20 protein-coding genes are annotated in these 17,605 nt (G+C 37.2%); all 20 read left to right on the top strand.

What is annotated here, in order from left to right:
* The first annotated feature begins 66 nt into the window (after positions 1-66).
* The 20 genes from DYE54_RS04105 (at position 67) to DYE54_RS04010 (ending at position 17,245) form a co-directional block, all read left to right on the top strand.
* Entirely contained in the window at positions 67-747 is a 681-nt protein-coding gene (locus DYE54_RS04105) for a hypothetical protein (protein WP_115310047.1), read from the top strand.
* A complete protein-coding gene (locus DYE54_RS04100) occupies positions 747-1,583 on the top strand; it encodes a phage capsid protein (RefSeq protein ID WP_115310046.1) in 837 nt (278 codons plus the stop codon). The genes DYE54_RS04105 and DYE54_RS04100 overlap by 1 nt, the downstream gene beginning before the upstream one ends.
* 18 nt (positions 1,584-1,601) lie before the next feature.
* Positions 1,602-2,021, top strand: coding sequence for a hypothetical protein (locus DYE54_RS04095; protein WP_115310045.1), 420 nt, complete (start codon positions 1,602-1,604; stop codon positions 2,019-2,021).
* A 9-nt stretch (positions 2,022-2,030) separates the two neighbouring features.
* Positions 2,031-2,417, top strand: coding sequence for a hypothetical protein (locus DYE54_RS04090; RefSeq protein WP_115310044.1), 387 nt, complete (start codon positions 2,031-2,033; stop codon positions 2,415-2,417).
* Positions 2,414-2,812 (top strand): hypothetical protein, encoded by a 399-nt coding sequence (locus DYE54_RS04085; protein WP_115310043.1) that lies wholly within the window; start codon positions 2,414-2,416, stop codon positions 2,810-2,812. Before DYE54_RS04090 ends, DYE54_RS04085 begins: the two co-directional genes overlap by 4 nt.
* An 11-nt stretch (positions 2,813-2,823) precedes the next feature.
* The gene (locus DYE54_RS04080) at positions 2,824-3,336 is read left to right on the top strand and encodes a phage tail tube protein (RefSeq protein WP_115310042.1); all 513 of its coding nucleotides are present in this window, start codon (positions 2,824-2,826) and stop codon (positions 3,334-3,336) included.
* Positions 3,329-3,787: a hypothetical protein gene (locus DYE54_RS04075; RefSeq protein ID WP_115310041.1), complete on the top strand. Its 459-nt coding sequence runs from the start codon at positions 3,329-3,331 to the stop codon at positions 3,785-3,787. The genes DYE54_RS04080 and DYE54_RS04075 overlap by 8 nt, the downstream gene beginning before the upstream one ends.
* Before the next feature lie 131 nt (positions 3,788-3,918).
* Positions 3,919-4,110: a hypothetical protein gene (locus tag DYE54_RS10320; RefSeq protein ID WP_245935687.1), complete on the top strand. Its 192-nt coding sequence runs from the start codon at positions 3,919-3,921 to the stop codon at positions 4,108-4,110.
* Positions 4,103-7,369 carry a tape measure protein gene (locus DYE54_RS04065; RefSeq protein WP_115310039.1) on the top strand — a complete coding sequence of 1,089 codons (3,267 nt, stop codon included), beginning with the start codon at positions 4,103-4,105 and terminating at the stop codon, positions 7,367-7,369. The genes DYE54_RS10320 and DYE54_RS04065 overlap by 8 nt, the downstream gene beginning before the upstream one ends.
* Entirely contained in the window at positions 7,369-7,935 is a 567-nt protein-coding gene (locus tag DYE54_RS04060; protein WP_115310038.1) for a DUF2460 domain-containing protein, read from the top strand. Before DYE54_RS04065 ends, DYE54_RS04060 begins: the two co-directional genes overlap by 1 nt.
* On the top strand, positions 7,932-8,783 hold the full coding sequence (locus DYE54_RS04055; RefSeq protein ID WP_115310037.1) for a DUF2163 domain-containing protein: 852 nt from the start codon (positions 7,932-7,934) through the stop codon (positions 8,781-8,783). The genes DYE54_RS04060 and DYE54_RS04055 overlap by 4 nt, the downstream gene beginning before the upstream one ends.
* Complete coding sequence (locus DYE54_RS04050) at positions 8,783-9,232, top strand: NlpC/P60 family protein (protein WP_115310036.1); 450 nt, start codon at positions 8,783-8,785, stop codon at positions 9,230-9,232. Before DYE54_RS04055 ends, DYE54_RS04050 begins: the two co-directional genes overlap by 1 nt.
* Positions 9,232-13,587, top strand: a complete 4,356-nt coding sequence (locus tag DYE54_RS04045) for a phage tail protein (protein ID WP_115310035.1) — start codon at positions 9,232-9,234, stop codon at positions 13,585-13,587. Before DYE54_RS04050 ends, DYE54_RS04045 begins: the two co-directional genes overlap by 1 nt.
* Complete coding sequence (locus tag DYE54_RS04040; protein WP_115310034.1) at positions 13,581-13,970, top strand: hypothetical protein; 390 nt, start codon at positions 13,581-13,583, stop codon at positions 13,968-13,970. Before DYE54_RS04045 ends, DYE54_RS04040 begins: the two co-directional genes overlap by 7 nt.
* The gene (locus DYE54_RS04035) at positions 13,963-14,595 is read left to right on the top strand and encodes a hypothetical protein (protein WP_115310033.1); all 633 of its coding nucleotides are present in this window, start codon (positions 13,963-13,965) and stop codon (positions 14,593-14,595) included. Before DYE54_RS04040 ends, DYE54_RS04035 begins: the two co-directional genes overlap by 8 nt.
* A gap of 10 nt (positions 14,596-14,605) precedes the next feature.
* Entirely contained in the window at positions 14,606-14,869 is a 264-nt protein-coding gene (locus DYE54_RS10215) for a hypothetical protein (protein ID WP_174900337.1), read from the top strand.
* Between the two features lie 9 nt (positions 14,870-14,878).
* Positions 14,879-15,205: a hypothetical protein gene (locus DYE54_RS04025; RefSeq protein ID WP_115310032.1), complete on the top strand. Its 327-nt coding sequence runs from the start codon at positions 14,879-14,881 to the stop codon at positions 15,203-15,205.
* Between the two features lie 11 nt (positions 15,206-15,216).
* Complete coding sequence (locus tag DYE54_RS04020) at positions 15,217-15,552, top strand: hypothetical protein (RefSeq protein WP_115310031.1); 336 nt, start codon at positions 15,217-15,219, stop codon at positions 15,550-15,552.
* A 183-nt stretch (positions 15,553-15,735) separates the two neighbouring features.
* A complete protein-coding gene (locus tag DYE54_RS04015; protein WP_218564753.1) occupies positions 15,736-16,686 on the top strand; it encodes an Abi family protein in 951 nt (316 codons plus the stop codon).
* Positions 16,687-16,732: 46 nt separating this feature from the next.
* Positions 16,733-17,245 (top strand): N-acetylmuramoyl-L-alanine amidase family protein, encoded by a 513-nt coding sequence (locus DYE54_RS04010; RefSeq protein ID WP_115310029.1) that lies wholly within the window; start codon positions 16,733-16,735, stop codon positions 17,243-17,245.
* The last annotated feature ends 360 nt before the right edge of the window (positions 17,246-17,605 follow it).

Raw genomic sequence — 17,605 nt, 5'->3', positions numbered from 1 at the left:
GCTTGCCGTTAGACGTTAAAGAACGGTCTTTTTTTATGCCCAGGATGGCAGAAAGGAAGGTATGTGATGGCATATCAATTGAAAGAAATTTTTGCAGCGTTAGCCGCTACAGAAAATGGTGCTGAAATGGTAGCTGATTTACAGCAGGAGATTGGTAATTTACGAACTGAAAGTGCTGCTCGTAGAAATAAAGAAAAAGAATTGTTGGGCTTATTAGGGATTGATGACCCTGCAAAAGCACCCGAAACAATTAAGGGGATTAATGAAACATTAACTGCATTAAAAGCAGCCGGGCAAAAGCCTGAAACAATGGGCGCTCAGTTTGAGGCGTTATCTAAGCAAGTTAAAGAGTTAACTGATAAAATGACCCAAGCGGAAGAAAAAGCTAAACAGGAACGAGATAAACGTATCCAAACAACGATTAAATCTCAACTTATTTCTGCACTTAATGAAGGACATGCCATAAAACCAGATACATTTGCGAGTCTATTAATTCCTAATGTTGTGGTAAAAGATGATGAAAGTATCGCATTTAAACAAGGCGACTCTGAAATCGATGTAAAAGACGGTGTAAATGCGTGGTTAAAAGAAAATTTATGGGCTGTTAAAAATACATCTCAGCCGGGCGCTGGTAGTACTAGCAGTTCTAATCAAAAGAAAATGTATTCTATGGAAGATTTAAAAAATATGTCTCCAGCTGAAATTAATGCAAATTGGGAGACTATTAAAAAAGGAGTGACTGAATAATGGCAATTTCTAATTTTATCCCTACATTATGGGAAGGACGTTTATTAGCACACTTAGATAAAAACCTAGTATTCGCTAACCTGTGTAATCGTGATTATGAAGGCGATATTACATCACAGGGTGATCGCGTTAAAATTAATCAAATTGGCGATATTACAGTAAAAGATTATAAAAAAAATACGGATATCGCAGTAGAAGCAATTGATGGCGAACAAATTGAATTAATTATTGACCAATCTAAATATTATGCATTTGGTGTAGAGGATATTGATAAAGCACAAGCTAATGTTGAATTAGTTGATCGTGCAATGGAACGTGCAGCTTATGCATTAGCTGATACTGTTGACCGTTTTATTGCAAGCATGCATAAAGAAGCAAAAATCAAAGTAGGGGATGATACAACACCAATTGTTATTACTCCAGAATCCGCCTATGAAAATTTAGTTGACTTAAAAACTGCACTTGATGATGAAAATGTACCTCGTACTGGTCGTTTTGCTGTAGTACCATCCTGGTTTGAAGGTATGATGTTAAAAGATGCACGTTTTGTTGCAGCAGGTACTACTGCAACAGATGATAAGTTGGCTAATGGTTTTATTGGTAAAGCAGCAGGGTTTGATTTGTATACCTCTAATAACATTGTATCTACGGCTGGAGGTAAATATAAAATCTTGGCAGGTAATTCTTCGGCTATCTCTTTTGCACAGCAATTAGTAGAAACAGAAGCATTACGACAAGAAAAGCGATTTGCAGACTTAATCCGTGGCTTATTGGTGTTTGGGGCTAAAGTAGTACAACCAAAAGCTTTAGCATGTTTAACCGCTAATAATAAATAGTCATAGAGGTGATATCAGGTGGAATTTTTAGAGCGAATTCAGTCAAATTTAGAAAGTCGCTTGCAATCGGCCATGCAGATATCCGTAAAAGAGGTACAAGAATACGCTCGGCAGAACCATAACTTCAAAACAAGGACTGGAGAGGCTGAGCGTTCTATTACCTCTAGTGTAAGTGGTAGCGGAGGACATTGGGAGGGTATCGTTGGCACTAATAGAGAAATTACTGTTTATTTGCACGAAGGTACAAAAGAACGAATTATCACCCCTACTCATAAAATGGCCTTACGGTGGACCGCAGGAGGTCGTTTTATATTTGCTAAACGTGTGAATCATCCAGGCACCCTTGCAGACCGTTTTATTACTAATGCATTGCAGGAAAAGAAAGAAGATATTATTAATCGCTTTGATAAATCTGTAAGTGTAGCCTTTAAAGTATAGGAGGGTCTTATGGATTACATTGATTTTTCAGATATTACAGATAATATCTTAGTATGTGAGCCTAGTGATATCCTGTTTGCCAATGAATATTTACACAGGTTAGCAAAAACATATGGTTTATCTGATGATGAAATTATGTTACCAGCTAAAACTACTGTTGTGCGATTAGGGGCTGCGATTGCATGTCGAGAAAGAGCATTAGCTATGGTTGGTAGTGATACGACTGTTATGGTAGATGGACATCGTCAAGATGATATCTATTTGCAGAAGTATAAATTATATGCTGATATGGTAACAACCATCGAGAAGCGATTAAGTTATACGGACTTTGCTATTGACGGTGTTAACCAACAAGGTAAGGGGGGTGTAGGGGTTATATCCCTGACTAGAGCATGATTCCGATATCGCGCATTTCTGATGCAATAGATGCTATTTTATCAGAAAAACTACCTCATATACCATTTAAACAAGAGGTATTGGGACCAACATATCCAAAAGAATTAACCGCATACATTTGTTGTGACACTATTTCATATGAGAAACAAAATAAAGGCTGTGAAATAGGCATGGCAACATACACGATTCAAATTATTTGTCCAAACCCAAAAGGTATAACAAATGAAATCGAAGGTTATGCTATGGATGTGTGTGAAGTTTTACGTAATGAATATACATTAGATGATTGGGCTATGGATAGCCATGTAAAAAAGGTAATATTTGCTACACCAGCGGGCATTTCTACTATCGGTGTAGCTGTAATTACGTTAGAAGTTGAATATTATGATGAATAGGAGTGATTAATATGGCAGAACCAGTAGTAGGAAATAAAGTACGTGCTAAACGAACCGCAACAGCCGATAAATTGTTAGGCAAAGAGGTACTGTTATACATTAATTTTGGTGTTGGTGCAACTGAGGATTCGCCTAAATGGACTTTAATCGGTGGTCAAACTACAGCAGATTTTTCTATGAGTGCTGACGAAATTGATGCGAATAATAAAGCTAGTAATGGCTGGGGAGAATCATATGCAGGTATCAAATCAACCGAACTTGCTTTAGAAGGTATTCTTTGTAAGTCTGATGATGGCATTAAGGCAGTAAAAGAGGCGTTTTTGAAAGGCGAATCAGTTGATATTTGCCGGTATGCAATTGATGGGACTGCAGACCGCAATTGGTATAATATTACAGAATTTAGTGATAAGACTCCACATGATGATATGGCTACATTTTCTATCACATTAAAAGGAATTGGAGAACCTAAGTTTTATAGTGGTAAAACGACTGTAGATGATGTAAAGGGGACAGCTAATGCATAAAAATGAAACAAATATAGATTTTATAAAACGATATGATGTAATATCTCGTAAAGTTTTTGTACAGATAGGGGGGAGCGAACACGCTCTCCTTTTTACATTGCAAGGCATGTTAGAATTAGAAGCCTTTACTGGGTTAAATATTATTGAGTTAGCAGGAGCTGGGCAGACTCCTAATTTAACGATTTTGACAAAAGCATTTTGTATTGGGTTAAATGGGGCAAAAGGCGGAAATGCCATTGAAGAAAGTGTAGCTTCAAGTATTTGTGCAGGATTTTTGAAGCGATATGGAATTCCAGGTTTAATTAATTTATTTTTTGCACTTATTGGTACAAGTGGATTGTTAGGTCCTAAAGGTTCTAATGAACTTCTAAATAAAATCGGCCTTTCTGTGTTAGATCCAAAGGAGTCGTCTGTAAAAAACGAAGTACAGGTAAAGCAGAAGAAAAAGTAATTAGAAGTATCGTCGATTATATTCACACTGTTTTACCTATTTGTTACGGAGAATTACAGCTTAGCGGTAGTGAAATATTAGAATTAACTCCTTATGAGATTAATAGGCGAATAGAAGGATATGCTAGACGCATGAAAAATCAACGTATTTTTATTGGTTCGTTTATTACCACTCCTTTAATTAATACATCGTACCGTGCGCCTAAACAAGCAGTATCTGTTAAGAAATTATTGCCTGATGATTTTACTGTCGAAGTATCAGATACTAAAAAAGAATCATTAAGAAGATTTGCTGAAGTAGCAGAAAGGAAAAGACATGGCTAAGCATGAAATAAATGTAAAAATAACTGCAGATGCTAACAACATAAATAATGAGCTTAGTCGATTGCAAAAAGGCTTAGATAAACTAGATTCTAAAGTATCTAAACCACGTGTTGATGCTGATGTTAAAGAGGCCAATACTAAGATAAAACATCTGGAAAGTGAGATTAAGAATCTCAAAAGCAATAATATAACAATGACGCTTGAGGCAGGAAAAGCCAATAGTGAAATAGATCAATTAAAAGCGAATATTAAGGCCTTAAAATCGATAAAACTTAATGATACTGTAAAGCCTATTGCAACTGAGGCTAAAAATGCTACATATGAGGTGTCAGGACTTAAGAGCGTGTTAAGTAGTGTTAGAAATGCAGTGGTGAGTGCTTTTGCAGTTAGCGCTATTACTGGATTTGCTAAAGAAGCACTGCAAGCTAGTGCTAACCTTGAAATATTAAAAAAGGGACTTGCATTTAATCTTGGTAGTGCGGGGGCCGAACAGCTTATTAACGATATAAAAGCGATTGGAGAGGCATCAGCCTATGATACTAATGAGTTGATGCCAATGGCGCGCGCTTGGGTAAATATCGGTGATTCTGCACAGAGTGCAGCAGCTAAAATGCAAACTATAGTTGATGCTGGCTCTGCGTGGGGGTTAACATCCGAACAAATAGGCCGGGTAAATACAGCACTCACACAAATGCAAATGAAAGGCAAAATTTCTGCAGAAGAAATGATGCAATTGACAGAAGCGGGACTACCTGCTTGGGATTTATTGAGTCAAAAAATGGGTGTGTCAGTAGCTGACTTGCAGGATATGGCTAGAGGTGGAGATTTAACGCGAGAGGCCATGAGTACTTTATTCGATGCAATGAAGGAAAAAACAGAGGGAGCGGCTGCTTCGTTGAGTGATTCTTTGATGGGTAGATTTTCTAATCTGCAAGAAACGATTACTAATAGCATGGCTGGTGTTGGTGATATTATTAGTAAGGCTTTTGATGTCCCCGGTATTTTAGCAGAATTTTCAGATTTAGCAGAAAAAGCTAAGGGGCATATTGAAAATATTAAAGCAAATGCAACGAATGCTAATATTGGAGATGCCATTCTTAATGAAATTTCTCTTGTTAGCCCGGCAGCAGGATCTATGGCTAATACTGTAGTTGCAGTCTTTGTTGAAATAAAGCAATTTGTTGAAGAAAATAAGACGGCTGTGAAAGATTTAATTGCAGTTATTGCAAGTATTGCAACTACAGTTACGGTAATTAATGCGGTAAAGAATGGCTTTATTGCAGCAAAAATGGCCGCGTTAGCATTTAAAGCTGCGGTAGTTGCTAATCCTATATTATTAGCAGTAAGTCTTATTGTAGCAGCATTAGTGATGTTATATATGCACTGGGATGAAGTGAAGGAAGTTGCAATTCGCTGTTGGGACAGTATAAATAGCTGGATAGATAATACTTCTAAAAATATTAGAAATGCAGTTGGCGGAGCTATTGATTGGGTATCAGATAAATTCAATTCATTAAAACAAGCATTAGCACATCCTATTGATTTCATAATTAATAAAATTGAAAGTAATTCTGCTAGTACGAGTGCTGTTAAGCGTAAAAATGGCGGAATTGTCGGTTTTGCGAGTGGTGGGCGTGTTAATGGACACGGAACAGGGCGCTCAGATAGCATTCCTGCTATGTTATCCAATGGTGAATATGTAATTAATGCTAAGGCAGTTAATACTATTGGAATTCCAGCGTTAAATGCTATTAACTCAGGTCAGGTTCCTACTTTTTCGGCTGGTGGATTTAGTGAAATTACACATGCTTTTAACGTTGCAAAAGCTGGCAAAGAAGATAAAGTCCAGAAAATTATTTTTGAAATTAAGTCAAAAGCTAATACATCCGAAATTAGTGCGTATGCAAAAGTATTAGAAAAAGCAAAGCAACAAGCGGAAGATGTAGGGAATGAATTAGCTAAGTATCAATCTTACGCTAAAAAAGCGACAGAAGAAGCAGAGAAATATGCAAAAACTGGCGAAAAAACTATAGCCATGAAAGAAAAGTTAACAAGCATTAAACAGGAGATTGCTAAATTACAGGCTCCTGAATCAGGAAAATCATACGGTAAGCCACAACTATCTGAAGCAGATAAACAAGCTAAGATTGAACGCCTTACTCAGGAATCTATTAATATTAAAGTTAATTATGAGGAAAATAAAGCAGAAGCGTTAGCAATAGCTAAATCGGTAGCTGATAATAAAGTAGCTGTTGAACAAGCTGCACAAACTGCAATTGCTCAAATTCAAAGTGACGCGTTAAAAACATATTACAGCCGTGCAACTGTTTTGGAGCAGGCGCATTTACAAGAGAAGCTTGCAAATCAAAAAACAGAATTGTCTAGTTATATGAGTATGATGGCTGAAAAAGATGAGGTAACTGGTGAAAGTTATGCATCCATTCTCGCCAACGAAGAATTATTAAGTCAACAGCGACAAATTTGGCATGATCAGTTAATGTTACAAGCTGTTGAATGGGGCGATTATATGAAAGCCTTATATACTGAGATGGCCATTCAGTTGCAAGATGGTTTAGCTGCAGGACTTACTGATTGTATTATTAAAGGCCAAAGTTTGTCAGAAACCTTTAAAAGTTTAGCATCGTCGTTAATGACTACATTAATTAAAGGTGTATTGCAAAAATGGATTGCGAATCTAGGCATAATTCAGGCATTAAATAAAGCAACAAGTCAACAATCAATTCAAAATGCTAGACAAGAGGCAAGTGCAGAAGCAGCTAAAACGGGAGCTATGGCAGCTAATGCTACGGCGGCGGTGATTGAATCAAATCCTTGGGCAGCGCCTGGTGCAGGTGCATTAGTTGCAGGACAGCTTTCAATGGCTAAATTGTTCGCAGCTAGTGCGTTTGCTAGTGGTGGAGCTGTTAAAGGAACTGGCACTAGTACATCAGATAGCATTCCTGCTATGCTATCCAATGGTGAATATGTAATTAATGCTCGAGCAGCACAAGAGTTAGGACAACCAACGCTTAATATGCTTAATCAAGGAGTTATCCCTACTTTTTCAGATGGAGGCGATATTAATCGGTCGAGTAGTTTTGATAGTAGTATTGCAACTCAAGCTCCTGTTACATTTAATGTATCTGCTATAGATGCTGAATCTTTTATGTCTTGGTTAGGCTCGAAAGGTGGGCAAGCTATTAAACAATATTTATATGACAATAATCGAGAGTTTACAGCAGAAACGGGGGTATGGTAATGGCACAATTGAAGAAATTTCCAAACATTAATACCCTCGAATGGAAGAGTAGCAAATCTCAAAAGTGGAATACGGTAGTAAAGACATCCGGTGCGGGTAAAGTCCGCACCTTAACAACCTGGCAACGTCCACAATATACAATTACTACAGCTTTTGCTTATCTGACCCCGGCACAATATAAAACGCTCATGGGCTTTTTTGCTAGTATAAAAGGTGGACATCAACCCTTTTTATGGTTAGATCCAGAAGATTATGAGGAAAAGGGCATTAGGCTTGGTGTAGGCAGTGATGGTAGGTGGCAAGCCATGCGCAGGATGGGCGATTACCTAGAACCAGTAGAATACATTGAAAATGTAGTTTTATATGCTGATGGGCAAAAAGTAGGCAGTGTAAGGGTTGATAAAGGGTTAATCACTACAACGGCTACCGTATCACCTACCGCTATTATCACGGCAGATTATAAGTACTACTGGAAAGTTAGGTTAAGTGGTGATGAGTTTACGGCTGAGTTGCAATATAAGAACATTTATAAATCTAAATCAATGAAGTTGGTGACGGTACGATGAAACAAGTGAGTGAAGCATTAGAAGTGCATTTGAATCAAGAAAAATCATTTTTGAGTTGCGATTTGTACGAATTGGTACTCAAAAGTGGAGTAGCATATTATTGGGCAATTACAGATGTAGACGTAAAACTAGGTGGTAGGACGTATCGTGCTGATGGGCCAATCATTACTCGTAATCAGATTAAAACAAGCTCTACTGTGAGTGTAGATAAATTGACAGTCACGATTAATTGTAATCAAGAGGACCGTATTGGTGGTGTGCCAATTATGGCTGTGGCTCATAACGGTGGTTTTGACGGGGCTACATTAAAGCTTAGGAGGGCTTTTTTCGAGGATAATGGCCAAGTCATTGATGCGATTGATTTATTTGAGGGGCTTGTTGAGGTTAAAAAAGGTGGAGGTCTTACCTTACAACTCGATGTTAAATCTACAGTGCAAAAGCTTAATGTAGAGTATCCAGTACGTCGATATTATCCACAATGTCCATATTGTATTTATGACAGCGATTGTGGGGTAGATATTAAACGGTATCGCAAGCGTGTTAAGGTAACAACGGTTATTAGCGCTCATGAGGTGCGTTTTGATACGACATTTGCCGATGGATACTATAATGCAGGTGGCATTGAGTGGCTTGACGGTCCATTAGTTGGCCAATCTACTCAAATTATGCGGAGTCAAAATAATCAGATTATATTCATGAGTGCAGCAGATGCTATGCCGCAAGTTAATAATGAGGCATATATCTATCCTGGATGCGATAAAACGCCAGCAACATGCAAAAGCAAATTTAACAATTTTAGTCGCAACAGGGCTACACCGTACGTGCCACTTAAGGAGTCGATACGCTAATGGGACAAGGAGAATTAATCGCTAAAACAGCGTTAACTTGGGTTGGGACCCCTTACATGAATTATGCGATGGTAAAAGGACGAGGTGTCGACTGTGCTCATCTTATTTTAGGTGTGTTACTAGAAGCTAAGCTATTGCACGAAGGGGATTTGCGTATAGAAGCTTACTCGAACGAATGGCATTTACATCGCTCAGAGGAAAAGTTTATAAAGCATATTAAGAAAATCGCCTATGAGGTAACTGAACCTCAGATTGGCGATTTTTTGCTATATCAATATGGGCGATGTATAAGTCATGGTGCTATTTTAGTTGGTCCTAATGTAGTAGCACATGCCTTTGTTGACCAAGGTGTTATTTTATCTAAACTTGATGATGTGCTGTTTTATGATAATGCATGTAAGAGCCGATTACGAAAGATTTATAGATTTAACGGAAAGGGGGAACCCTAATGGGCTTTATATTTGGTGGTGGTAAGAGTACGACTACTAGAGCTGATAAAATTGGTGATTTCCAAATTAATAGTGCCTCGTACGGCGAGGTGGTGCCTGATATTTTAGGGACTACCCGTGTATCAGGCAATGTCATTTACTGGGATGATTTTACTGCACACGAGCACCGTCAAACACAACGGACTGGTAAAGGTGGTGGCTCAAAGCATACTAGTATTACTTACACCTATACAGTAGCAGCGGCCCTTGCATTATGTGAGGGCCCTATTAGCGGGGTGGGCAAAGTATGGGTAGATAAAGAAATCTATGACTATCCTCATCCTAGTATACAGTTGAGTCTATTTAGAGGGACTGCAGGGCAAGCCCCTTGGCCATACGTGCAAGGTAAACACCCTGAAAAGGCATTACCTTATTCAGGACTGGCCTATATGGCCGGCGTTGTTGATTTAGGTGATAGAGGGAGCTTGCCTAATTACAATTTTGAGGTACGAGGTAAGTTGCTCAATACTGGCGATGGTGTAGACGTTAATCCAGCTGATTATATCTTGCATGTGCTAAAAAGTGCAGGTATGAGTGATGTGCAGATTGATGGTTTGGATAACTATCGTAAATATTGTGCAGCAGCCGATTTATTAATATCGTCACCCCCAAGCATGTCAGCCGAAAAGGCACAATCTATTATCAATGACATTGCGGATATGACCAACGCCTATTTATTTTGGTCTAATAATAAATTAAAAATTGAGCCACTGGCTGATGAGGCTATCGGTGGATGGAGTCCAGATAAACAAATTAAGTATGATCTAACTCACGATGATTTGATACCCGGTAGCGATGGCCAACTCGTTTTATATAGCCGTAAGGATAGCAGTGAGTGCTATAACCAGGCTAGTGTAGAGTTTATCAACCGTGCAAATAGCTACGAGAAGGAAGTTGTATCCTTTGAGGTAGTTGCTGATGTACAACGTAATGGCTTACGTCCGGCTAGTGTAAAACAGGCGCATTATTTGTATACTAAGAAAAGGGCTATGTATCTAGCAGAACAGCTAGCTATGAAGCAGTTATATGCGAAGAATCAATATACCTTTAGATTAGATTGGGCTTTTTGCAGACTCGAACCAGGTGATTTAGTTACCCTTACTGATGATATTTGTCAGCTTAATAAGCAGGTTGTAGTCATTACAGCGGTGAATGAAGCTAATGACGGTCAGCTCGAGATTACAGCGGTGGGTAAACCACCTGGTACGTATGCACCGGCTAAATATGACGTGCATGAAAACGAACGGCCGTTTGTTGATTATAATCAGTCTGCACCAAGTATCATTAATTTGAGTATTATCCAAGCGCCTGGAGATATTGCGGGTGATGAGCTCTTACTGGGTGTTACGGCTCCTAATGGTTGGGGTGGTTGTAATGTATGGGTGTCGGACAGTGGTGATGCGTACAAACAAGTTGGTACGATTAATCAAAAAGCGCGCATGGGTAAGTTAGTCAGTGTATTAACCAGTACAGGTACGACATGCACTGTGAAAATGGAGCACGGCGAATTAAAAAGCGGTACCCATTTAGATGCAGAACGGGGTAACACGGTATGTTGGCTTAATGGCGAATGTTTATCATACGAAACGGCAACCTTACAGTCCAATGGCACTTATGTATTAGCTGGTTTAGTAAGAGGACAATATGGTACATCAGCATTAAGTCATAGTGCAGGGGCTGAAATAGTCCGAATTGATGAGGCGTTATTCAGGGCTCCATATCGCTCAGAGGATATAGGTAAAAAGATTTATATTAAATGTACATCTATGAATATCTTTGGGGGTCAAGAACAAGATTTAGCTGATGTACAGGTTTATACGCATGTTATTGGATCCTATTACATACCAGAGGTAAGCAATCTTACTTTGTATACTAAATATTACGATTTAGGGCGTGGCATTAAGAGTTATGATGTAATTGCTACTTATACCCCGCCTAATATTAGTAGTTTCGATACGGCGGAAGGTTGGTATCGAGAAGGTAACGGAGATTGGAAATATGGCGGCACAGGTAATGGGCAAGTCGTAATTAGCGGTTGTGAACTAGGTAAGACTTATGATGTACGCATCCAGGTAAAGGATATCCATGGTAATTACTCACAAGGCGTGACTAAATCTATTCAAGTGGTCATGAAGTCTGAAAAACCTAATACACCGCAAGGCTTTTCCGTGGCTTTCAGCGACAGGGCATATTTTAATTGGCTAGAAGTTCGTAATGCTGATGTAGATTACTATGAAGTGCGTAGCGATATGAATCCTGGCGAAGTCGATGGATTAATTGGTCGTAGTAATAATACAACCTTTAGTACAGATGCCTTAACAAACCGTAAAGGTAAGATTTATTTATACGCTCATAATCCGGTTAAAGGGTATAGTGCTCCTGCTATTGTTGAGTATAATGTGCCAAAACCACAACAACCTCAATTTGTACAAGCTAAGGCTAAATTAAATGGTATATCCATTGCATTTAGTGCCATACCAAGTAGTTGTAAGGGGGCTAATATCTATATTGATGATGAGGTGCATTTTGTTACTGCTAACTCCACCTTTATCGCTTTAGAGGGTGGTGTGTATGGCGTTAGAGTTGCTTATGTCGATATGTTTGGCGAGGGCGAGCAAACAGTAGAGCAATTGGTTACAGTTGAGCTTAAAATCGATGCCAAATATATTGACCAAGAGGCATTAGGGTTGGTTAAAATCAAAACAGCGATTAATGACATTGATAATAAAGTCAGTCAAGTGAGTGAGACTGGTAGTAATCAATATCAAGCTATAAATAATCGTATTACTAATATTGATAATAGAGTTGGTCTTGTAAGCTTGGAAACAGAGCAGGCATTAAATAGTCTTGACTCTCGTATCGCAACTTCCGCTAAAAAAATTGTGAGTTCTGAAGCAGGCGCAATTAATTCCCGTATAACTCAGTTAGATAATGCTGTTGATAGTCGTATTGATAACAAAATCGCTAATGTAAATTCCCGCATAACTCAGTTGGATAATATGATTAACGCTACAGTAGCAAATACTAAAGCAGGATTACAGTCACAAATCACGCAACAAGCAGGACTGATTGACACAGCAATAAAACAAGTCAAAGCTACAATAATTGATGCAACTAAACCGATTGACTTAAATAATTATATGGATGACGGATTGTATGTTGTGTATCAAAATATACAAGTGCCTAATGTACAACATAGGCCCGATGATTTAGGTAATGCATTTTACTTAAAAGTATATAGTGGCGTATATAAAGCACAGGATATCACGGAGTTTCACGGCAATACAAGCTGGCACAGATACTACAATGAGTATGGATGGACTGATTGGATTAAGAGTTCAAACGACCTTGGTGTTAAGAGTATGATTGAGACACGAGTAACCCAATCAGCAGATTCTATTACGGCGAGTGTTGATAATAAACTCAATGAGGTTAACTCTAGGATAACGTTGTTAGATGATACGATTAATGCTACGGTAGCAAATACTAAAGAGGGATTACAGTCACAAATCACGCAACAAGCAGGACTGATTGACACAGCAATAAAACAAGTTATAGCTACAATAATTGATGCAACTAAACCGATTGACTTAAATAATTATATGGATGACGGATTGTATGTTGTGTATCAAAATATACAAGTGCCTAATGTACAGCATAGACCTGATGATTTAGGTAATGCGTTTTACTTAAAAGTATATAGTGGCGTATATAAAGCACAGGATATCACGGAGTTTCACGGAAACACTTCTTGGCATAGGCATTACAATGAAAACGGATGGACTGGTTGGATTAAGAGTTCGAACGACCTTGGTGTTAAGAGTATGATTGAGACACGAGTAACTCAATCAGCAGATTCCATTACTGCCAGTGTTGATAACAAAATAGCTAATGTAAACTCTCGCATAACATTGCTAGATAATACAATCAATACTACAGTAACTAATAAAGTGGCTCAAATCGCATCGAGGTTTACTCAGCTAAGTGATAGTATTAACTTTAGGATTGATAGTAAAGTCGGCAAAAATGAAATCTTATCTCAAATAAATCTATCGCAAGAGACTATTAAAATAGCAGGTAAATACATAAAAATCGACGGCACAACCGAGTTTACCAATGGTGTAATTGTAGGTCGTATGCTCGCTGCTAAATCTATTACAGCGGATAAATTGGCTATTAACTCATTAGATGCCATTGTAGCAAGGATTGGTCTTTTACGGACTAAAACTAGTGGGGCTCGTGTTGAGATTAGTGATAATTTAATCCAAGTATTTGACGATAACAATCGATTGAGAGTGAGGATGGGCATATGGTAATTACAATTAGTTTGATTGTCGCTATTATTATTGCTGTGATTTACTTTATAAAACAAAGAAAGAGAGGTCGGGATATGCCACAGGGGTTACAGGTGTTTGATGAACAAGGGGTTTTGCAATCAGAAGTAGAGGAAAATAAAGTATTTTTCTTCGAAACATTATCTTGTTACGGAAGCGGGCAAAAGGATTATTCTTATTCTAAATATAAGATTAATAGATTGACTTATTTAGTTATGAGTTCTGGTCAATGGAAAAACTCTAGTTTTGCAGGGCGGTCTATAAATTGTCGTGTCGATGGTCTTGTGTTTAAGTGGTGGAATGCTCCATCTAATAATGATGAGGGAGCTCCACTTAACGTATTGATAGGAGGCTATTATGAGTAATTATTTCGAGATAATTAATGATGACAATAAAGTTTTAATTAATGATGAGACTCAAGGGTTATATTTACTAGATATTGATATTTGGAGAACTGTTAATATTGGCGGGAGTACAATTTTTCATGATATAAAAACTCATAATGATTTTGATTTGCCTATGGTTTGTGGCTATAAAATTAATAAGAAAACTAAAAAAGGGAGTTTTGCTAATTATGGAAATTATTATACTGGAGCAGTTTCGTTAAATGAAATTATAACTGGAGGGTGTTCATCGTATAAAGAAAACTTAGTTGTATTTGGGTATCCGTATAAATCTGAATCAGGCGTTGGTATAGAAGTATATAATAAAGAGACTCGAATTGTTTATTCTAGTAATTATATTGGGAAACGCCTTAAAATATTAAAGGCGTTTAATAATGACTCTTTAGGAGGGAGCTATAAAGTGCCAGATGATGGTAGTGACATTATAGTAATTCCTACTGGATGGATTGTTGACGGCAACGGAACACATCATCCAAAAATATCTTTTGATGGGAATCAAATTAATATTTCTACAATAAAAACTGTAGAATATTTTGGGGGACAAATGAGTAACTCTGCTTCGGTGATAGTAGGAAAGTTATTTTAAGGAGGTAAAAATGAAACGAACATTTGTAACTAACGGTAAAATTACATACCCACAAAATGGGCAGGCTTTAACAGTATTTACATTTATTAACAGTGAAACAGGAGATATGTTTACCATTTCAACGAATGATGACAATGAAGCCAATAGTATTGATTACGGGCAAGAGGTGACTATCGAGGTTAGTCCACTATCTAAAACACAGGTTATACCAGTCGTAGCACCGATTGGCACAGAACACAAAGAAGAAAGCGAAACAACTGAAACCGAAGAATAGGAGTTGCCTATGGAAACAATTACAATTGGACCACCTAGTGTATTTACACGACCCGATTATTATGCATCGATGTTTGGATTGCTTGTCACGGTGTTAGGCATTGTAGGGGTTGGGATTAGACATTTTATTGTAAATCCGCTAAACTCTCAAGCTGAAAATACAGGTGAAAAACTAGAAAAGATTGATAGCGAAGTCACAAAAGTGAGCGATGAAGTAAAATCAATCCGCATTGCTATGGAGTCAATTAATAGTAGTGCTAAATCAGCGCATCACCGCATTGATAGCGTAGAGCATCGTGTTACACGTATTGAAGATGTATTTTTTAAAAATCAATAGGGGGACCTAATATGGATAAACAGGTACTTATTGATAAAGTAAAAAGGGTATACAACAACATACGGATTGCTAATATTAAGCCGACAGGGGTGTTAGCAACAAGGGCACTAGTAGGATTATTGCTAGTGCCTATTTTAGTAGTCATTATGGCTTATGTTATGGCGTTTTATAAAGGTACTGTTAGTGATGACACAGGGCGAGTTATTGATGTCGGTATTAAAATAGTTGACCACTTTTTTATCCCGACGGTACTTACCGCTATTGTAGGATTTTTGGCTCTTTGGATTGATAAAAATCACAATGGAATACCCGATAAATTAGAAGATAATGACAAAAAGCCACTCTAATTTCTAGAGTGGCTTAATTATTAGATAAGGAGGTAAAACTATATTTAAATAAAGTGCGCCTATATTTAAATAAACTTTACTTTTAATTTGTAGTATGATAGTATATGTATAAAGACAATCCCCCTACCTCTCCTAGTGAGCAGATTTATTCTGAGCGTAGGGGTTTTTTTATAGGAGAAAATGATGGAATATCCGAAACCGTTGACATTTGAAGCGTTGGCAGACTTGTTTAAACAGCGAGGCATGGAAGTTTTAGATAAAGATATTGAAAAGCTGAAACATATAAATTACTATAAACTAAAAGAATTTGCGCATCCTTTTGCTAAAACGCAAAAGATACAGAATAAAGTTTTTGTATCATATGAGGGAATAAAGTTTAGTGAAGTTCTTATGCGATATTATCAGGATAAGAATTTAAGACTTCATTTATTACATGCAATAGAAAAGATAGAAGTTTCAGTAAAAACTGAGTTGTCACATAAACTTGGATTAAAATATGGACCTTTTGGCTATTTATTATTTTATCAATGGGTTCATAGAGAAAAGTATTCATCATTCGAAGTAGAAGAAAAGCAATATAAGTTTAAAGTTAGTTTGCTTAAATCAATGAAAAGACAAAATTCTCCAGAATTTTCTAGAAAAGAAAATTTAAATAAAGATGGGTTTCCAACTATTTGGTTGGGAATTGATTTATTAACTTTCGGGGAACTAGTTATAATATTAGATTTATTGAATTCTAGCTTATTATCAGATATAGTTGCTAAATATAATACAACATCGGAAGAATTTTTATCGTGGATGAAATGTTTGAGTTTCATTAGAAACATATGTGCTCATAACGGAAATTTAATTGATGTAAAATTGAAAACTAAGCCAAAATATCGCAAAAAATGGATGTCATATTTATATCTAAGAACATCGAGAGACGGAAAACAAACATATCCAACTGATAGATTATCTATAGTATTATGTATAGTAATTCATATGGTTAATACGATTAATCCTAATTATAGGTGGAAAAATATAAAGTCTGGAATATTTAGTTTGTGTAGAGACTCAGAAGAAAGGGCCCATTTATTAGGCTTTCGAAGTTTGAAAGATGCAAAGAATATAATAAAATATATTTTAGAATAGAGCACTCTTTAGAGTGCTTTTTTTATACCCTAATAGGAGGTAAACTATGAAAGTATTTATAAACCCCGGCCACGACCGAGTATATGATAGTGGAGCTATCAACCCGGTAACAGGAGTCCGTGAATGTGACATTGTTGCTAAAGCAGGTAAACTGTTAGCTGGCTATTTACAGACTGCAGGTCTTGAAGTTAGGTCACTACAGGATGACAGCTTAGCATTAGTCTGTTCTGAGAGTAATGAGTGGGGCGCTGACTTATTTGTAAGTTTACACTGCAATGCGTTTAACACTGAGGCAAGAGGCACTGAGACTTATTACAAGTCATTTAACGGCCAGCGATTGGCAGGCTTTATCCAATCGCAAATTATACGTAGTGTGCCTACAATAGATCGTGGTTGCAAAACTGGTGATTTATATGTATTAAATAACACTGATGCGGTGGCTGTACTCGTTGAGATGGCATTTATAGACAATATGGATGATTTAGCATTGCTAGAGCAACAATTAGATAAGATTGTACGAGCAATTGCACGAGGTATTACCGATTATTGGATTGCATGAATAAATCCTCTTGACTTTTTGTGTTCCGTAAAATATAATTGATTTATCGGAACGCATAAAGTGAGGTGATATAATGAGTCCGAAAATAGGGAGACCTAAGTCAGATAATCCTAAAAGTATAGACATTAAAGTCAGAGTGGATAAAGACACTAATGATAAATTAGTTGAATTTGCTAATAAACACTCTATATCTCGTACAGAGGTTATACGAAGAGGAATTGATTTAGTACTATCTTCCGATAAATAAAAAAAACACTTACCCCATCCCGCAAAGATAAAAGTAAGTGTTTTATGCAGAAGTTTCCTTCTATGAAATATTATATCATAGTTGGAAACCCTTTTGAACAAGGAGTGAATACT

Source organism: Veillonella criceti (assembly GCF_900460315.1).
Taxonomy (GTDB): Bacteria; Bacillota; Negativicutes; order Veillonellales; family Veillonellaceae; genus Veillonella_A; species Veillonella_A criceti.
The sequence above is the reverse complement of the archived record's forward strand: the minus strand, read 5'-3'. Positions and strand labels throughout refer to the sequence as shown.

Excerpts from the sequence above, each read along its gene's own strand:
- DYE54_RS04065 (WP_115310039.1), top strand. The coding sequence starts at position 4,103 with ATGGCTAAGCATGAAATAAATGTAAAAATAACTGCAGATGCTAACAAC.
- DYE54_RS10215 (WP_174900337.1), top strand. The coding sequence starts at position 14,606 with ATGAAACGAACATTTGTAACTAACGGTAAAATTACATACCCACAAAAT.
- DYE54_RS04055 (WP_115310037.1), top strand. The coding sequence starts at position 7,932 with ATGAAACAAGTGAGTGAAGCATTAGAAGTGCATTTGAATCAAGAAAAA.
- DYE54_RS10320 (WP_245935687.1), top strand. The coding sequence starts at position 3,919 with ATGAAAAATCAACGTATTTTTATTGGTTCGTTTATTACCACTCCTTTA.
- DYE54_RS04045 (WP_115310035.1), top strand. The coding sequence starts at position 9,232 with ATGGGCTTTATATTTGGTGGTGGTAAGAGTACGACTACTAGAGCTGAT.
- DYE54_RS04105 (WP_115310047.1), top strand. The coding sequence starts at position 67 with ATGGCATATCAATTGAAAGAAATTTTTGCAGCGTTAGCCGCTACAGAA.
- DYE54_RS04090 (WP_115310044.1), top strand. The coding sequence starts at position 2,031 with ATGGATTACATTGATTTTTCAGATATTACAGATAATATCTTAGTATGT.
- DYE54_RS04060 (WP_115310038.1), top strand. The coding sequence starts at position 7,369 with ATGGCACAATTGAAGAAATTTCCAAACATTAATACCCTCGAATGGAAG.
- DYE54_RS04100 (WP_115310046.1), top strand. The coding sequence starts at position 747 with ATGGCAATTTCTAATTTTATCCCTACATTATGGGAAGGACGTTTATTA.
- DYE54_RS04075 (WP_115310041.1), top strand. The coding sequence starts at position 3,329 with ATGCATAAAAATGAAACAAATATAGATTTTATAAAACGATATGATGTA.
- DYE54_RS04085 (WP_115310043.1), top strand. The coding sequence starts at position 2,414 with ATGATTCCGATATCGCGCATTTCTGATGCAATAGATGCTATTTTATCA.
- DYE54_RS04015 (WP_218564753.1), top strand. The coding sequence starts at position 15,736 with ATGGAATATCCGAAACCGTTGACATTTGAAGCGTTGGCAGACTTGTTT.
- DYE54_RS04080 (WP_115310042.1), top strand. The coding sequence starts at position 2,824 with ATGGCAGAACCAGTAGTAGGAAATAAAGTACGTGCTAAACGAACCGCA.
- DYE54_RS04025 (WP_115310032.1), top strand. The coding sequence starts at position 14,879 with ATGGAAACAATTACAATTGGACCACCTAGTGTATTTACACGACCCGAT.
- DYE54_RS04040 (WP_115310034.1), top strand. The coding sequence starts at position 13,581 with ATGGTAATTACAATTAGTTTGATTGTCGCTATTATTATTGCTGTGATT.
- DYE54_RS04035 (WP_115310033.1), top strand. The coding sequence starts at position 13,963 with ATGAGTAATTATTTCGAGATAATTAATGATGACAATAAAGTTTTAATT.
- DYE54_RS04050 (WP_115310036.1), top strand. The coding sequence starts at position 8,783 with ATGGGACAAGGAGAATTAATCGCTAAAACAGCGTTAACTTGGGTTGGG.
- DYE54_RS04020 (WP_115310031.1), top strand. The coding sequence starts at position 15,217 with ATGGATAAACAGGTACTTATTGATAAAGTAAAAAGGGTATACAACAAC.
- DYE54_RS04010 (WP_115310029.1), top strand. The coding sequence starts at position 16,733 with ATGAAAGTATTTATAAACCCCGGCCACGACCGAGTATATGATAGTGGA.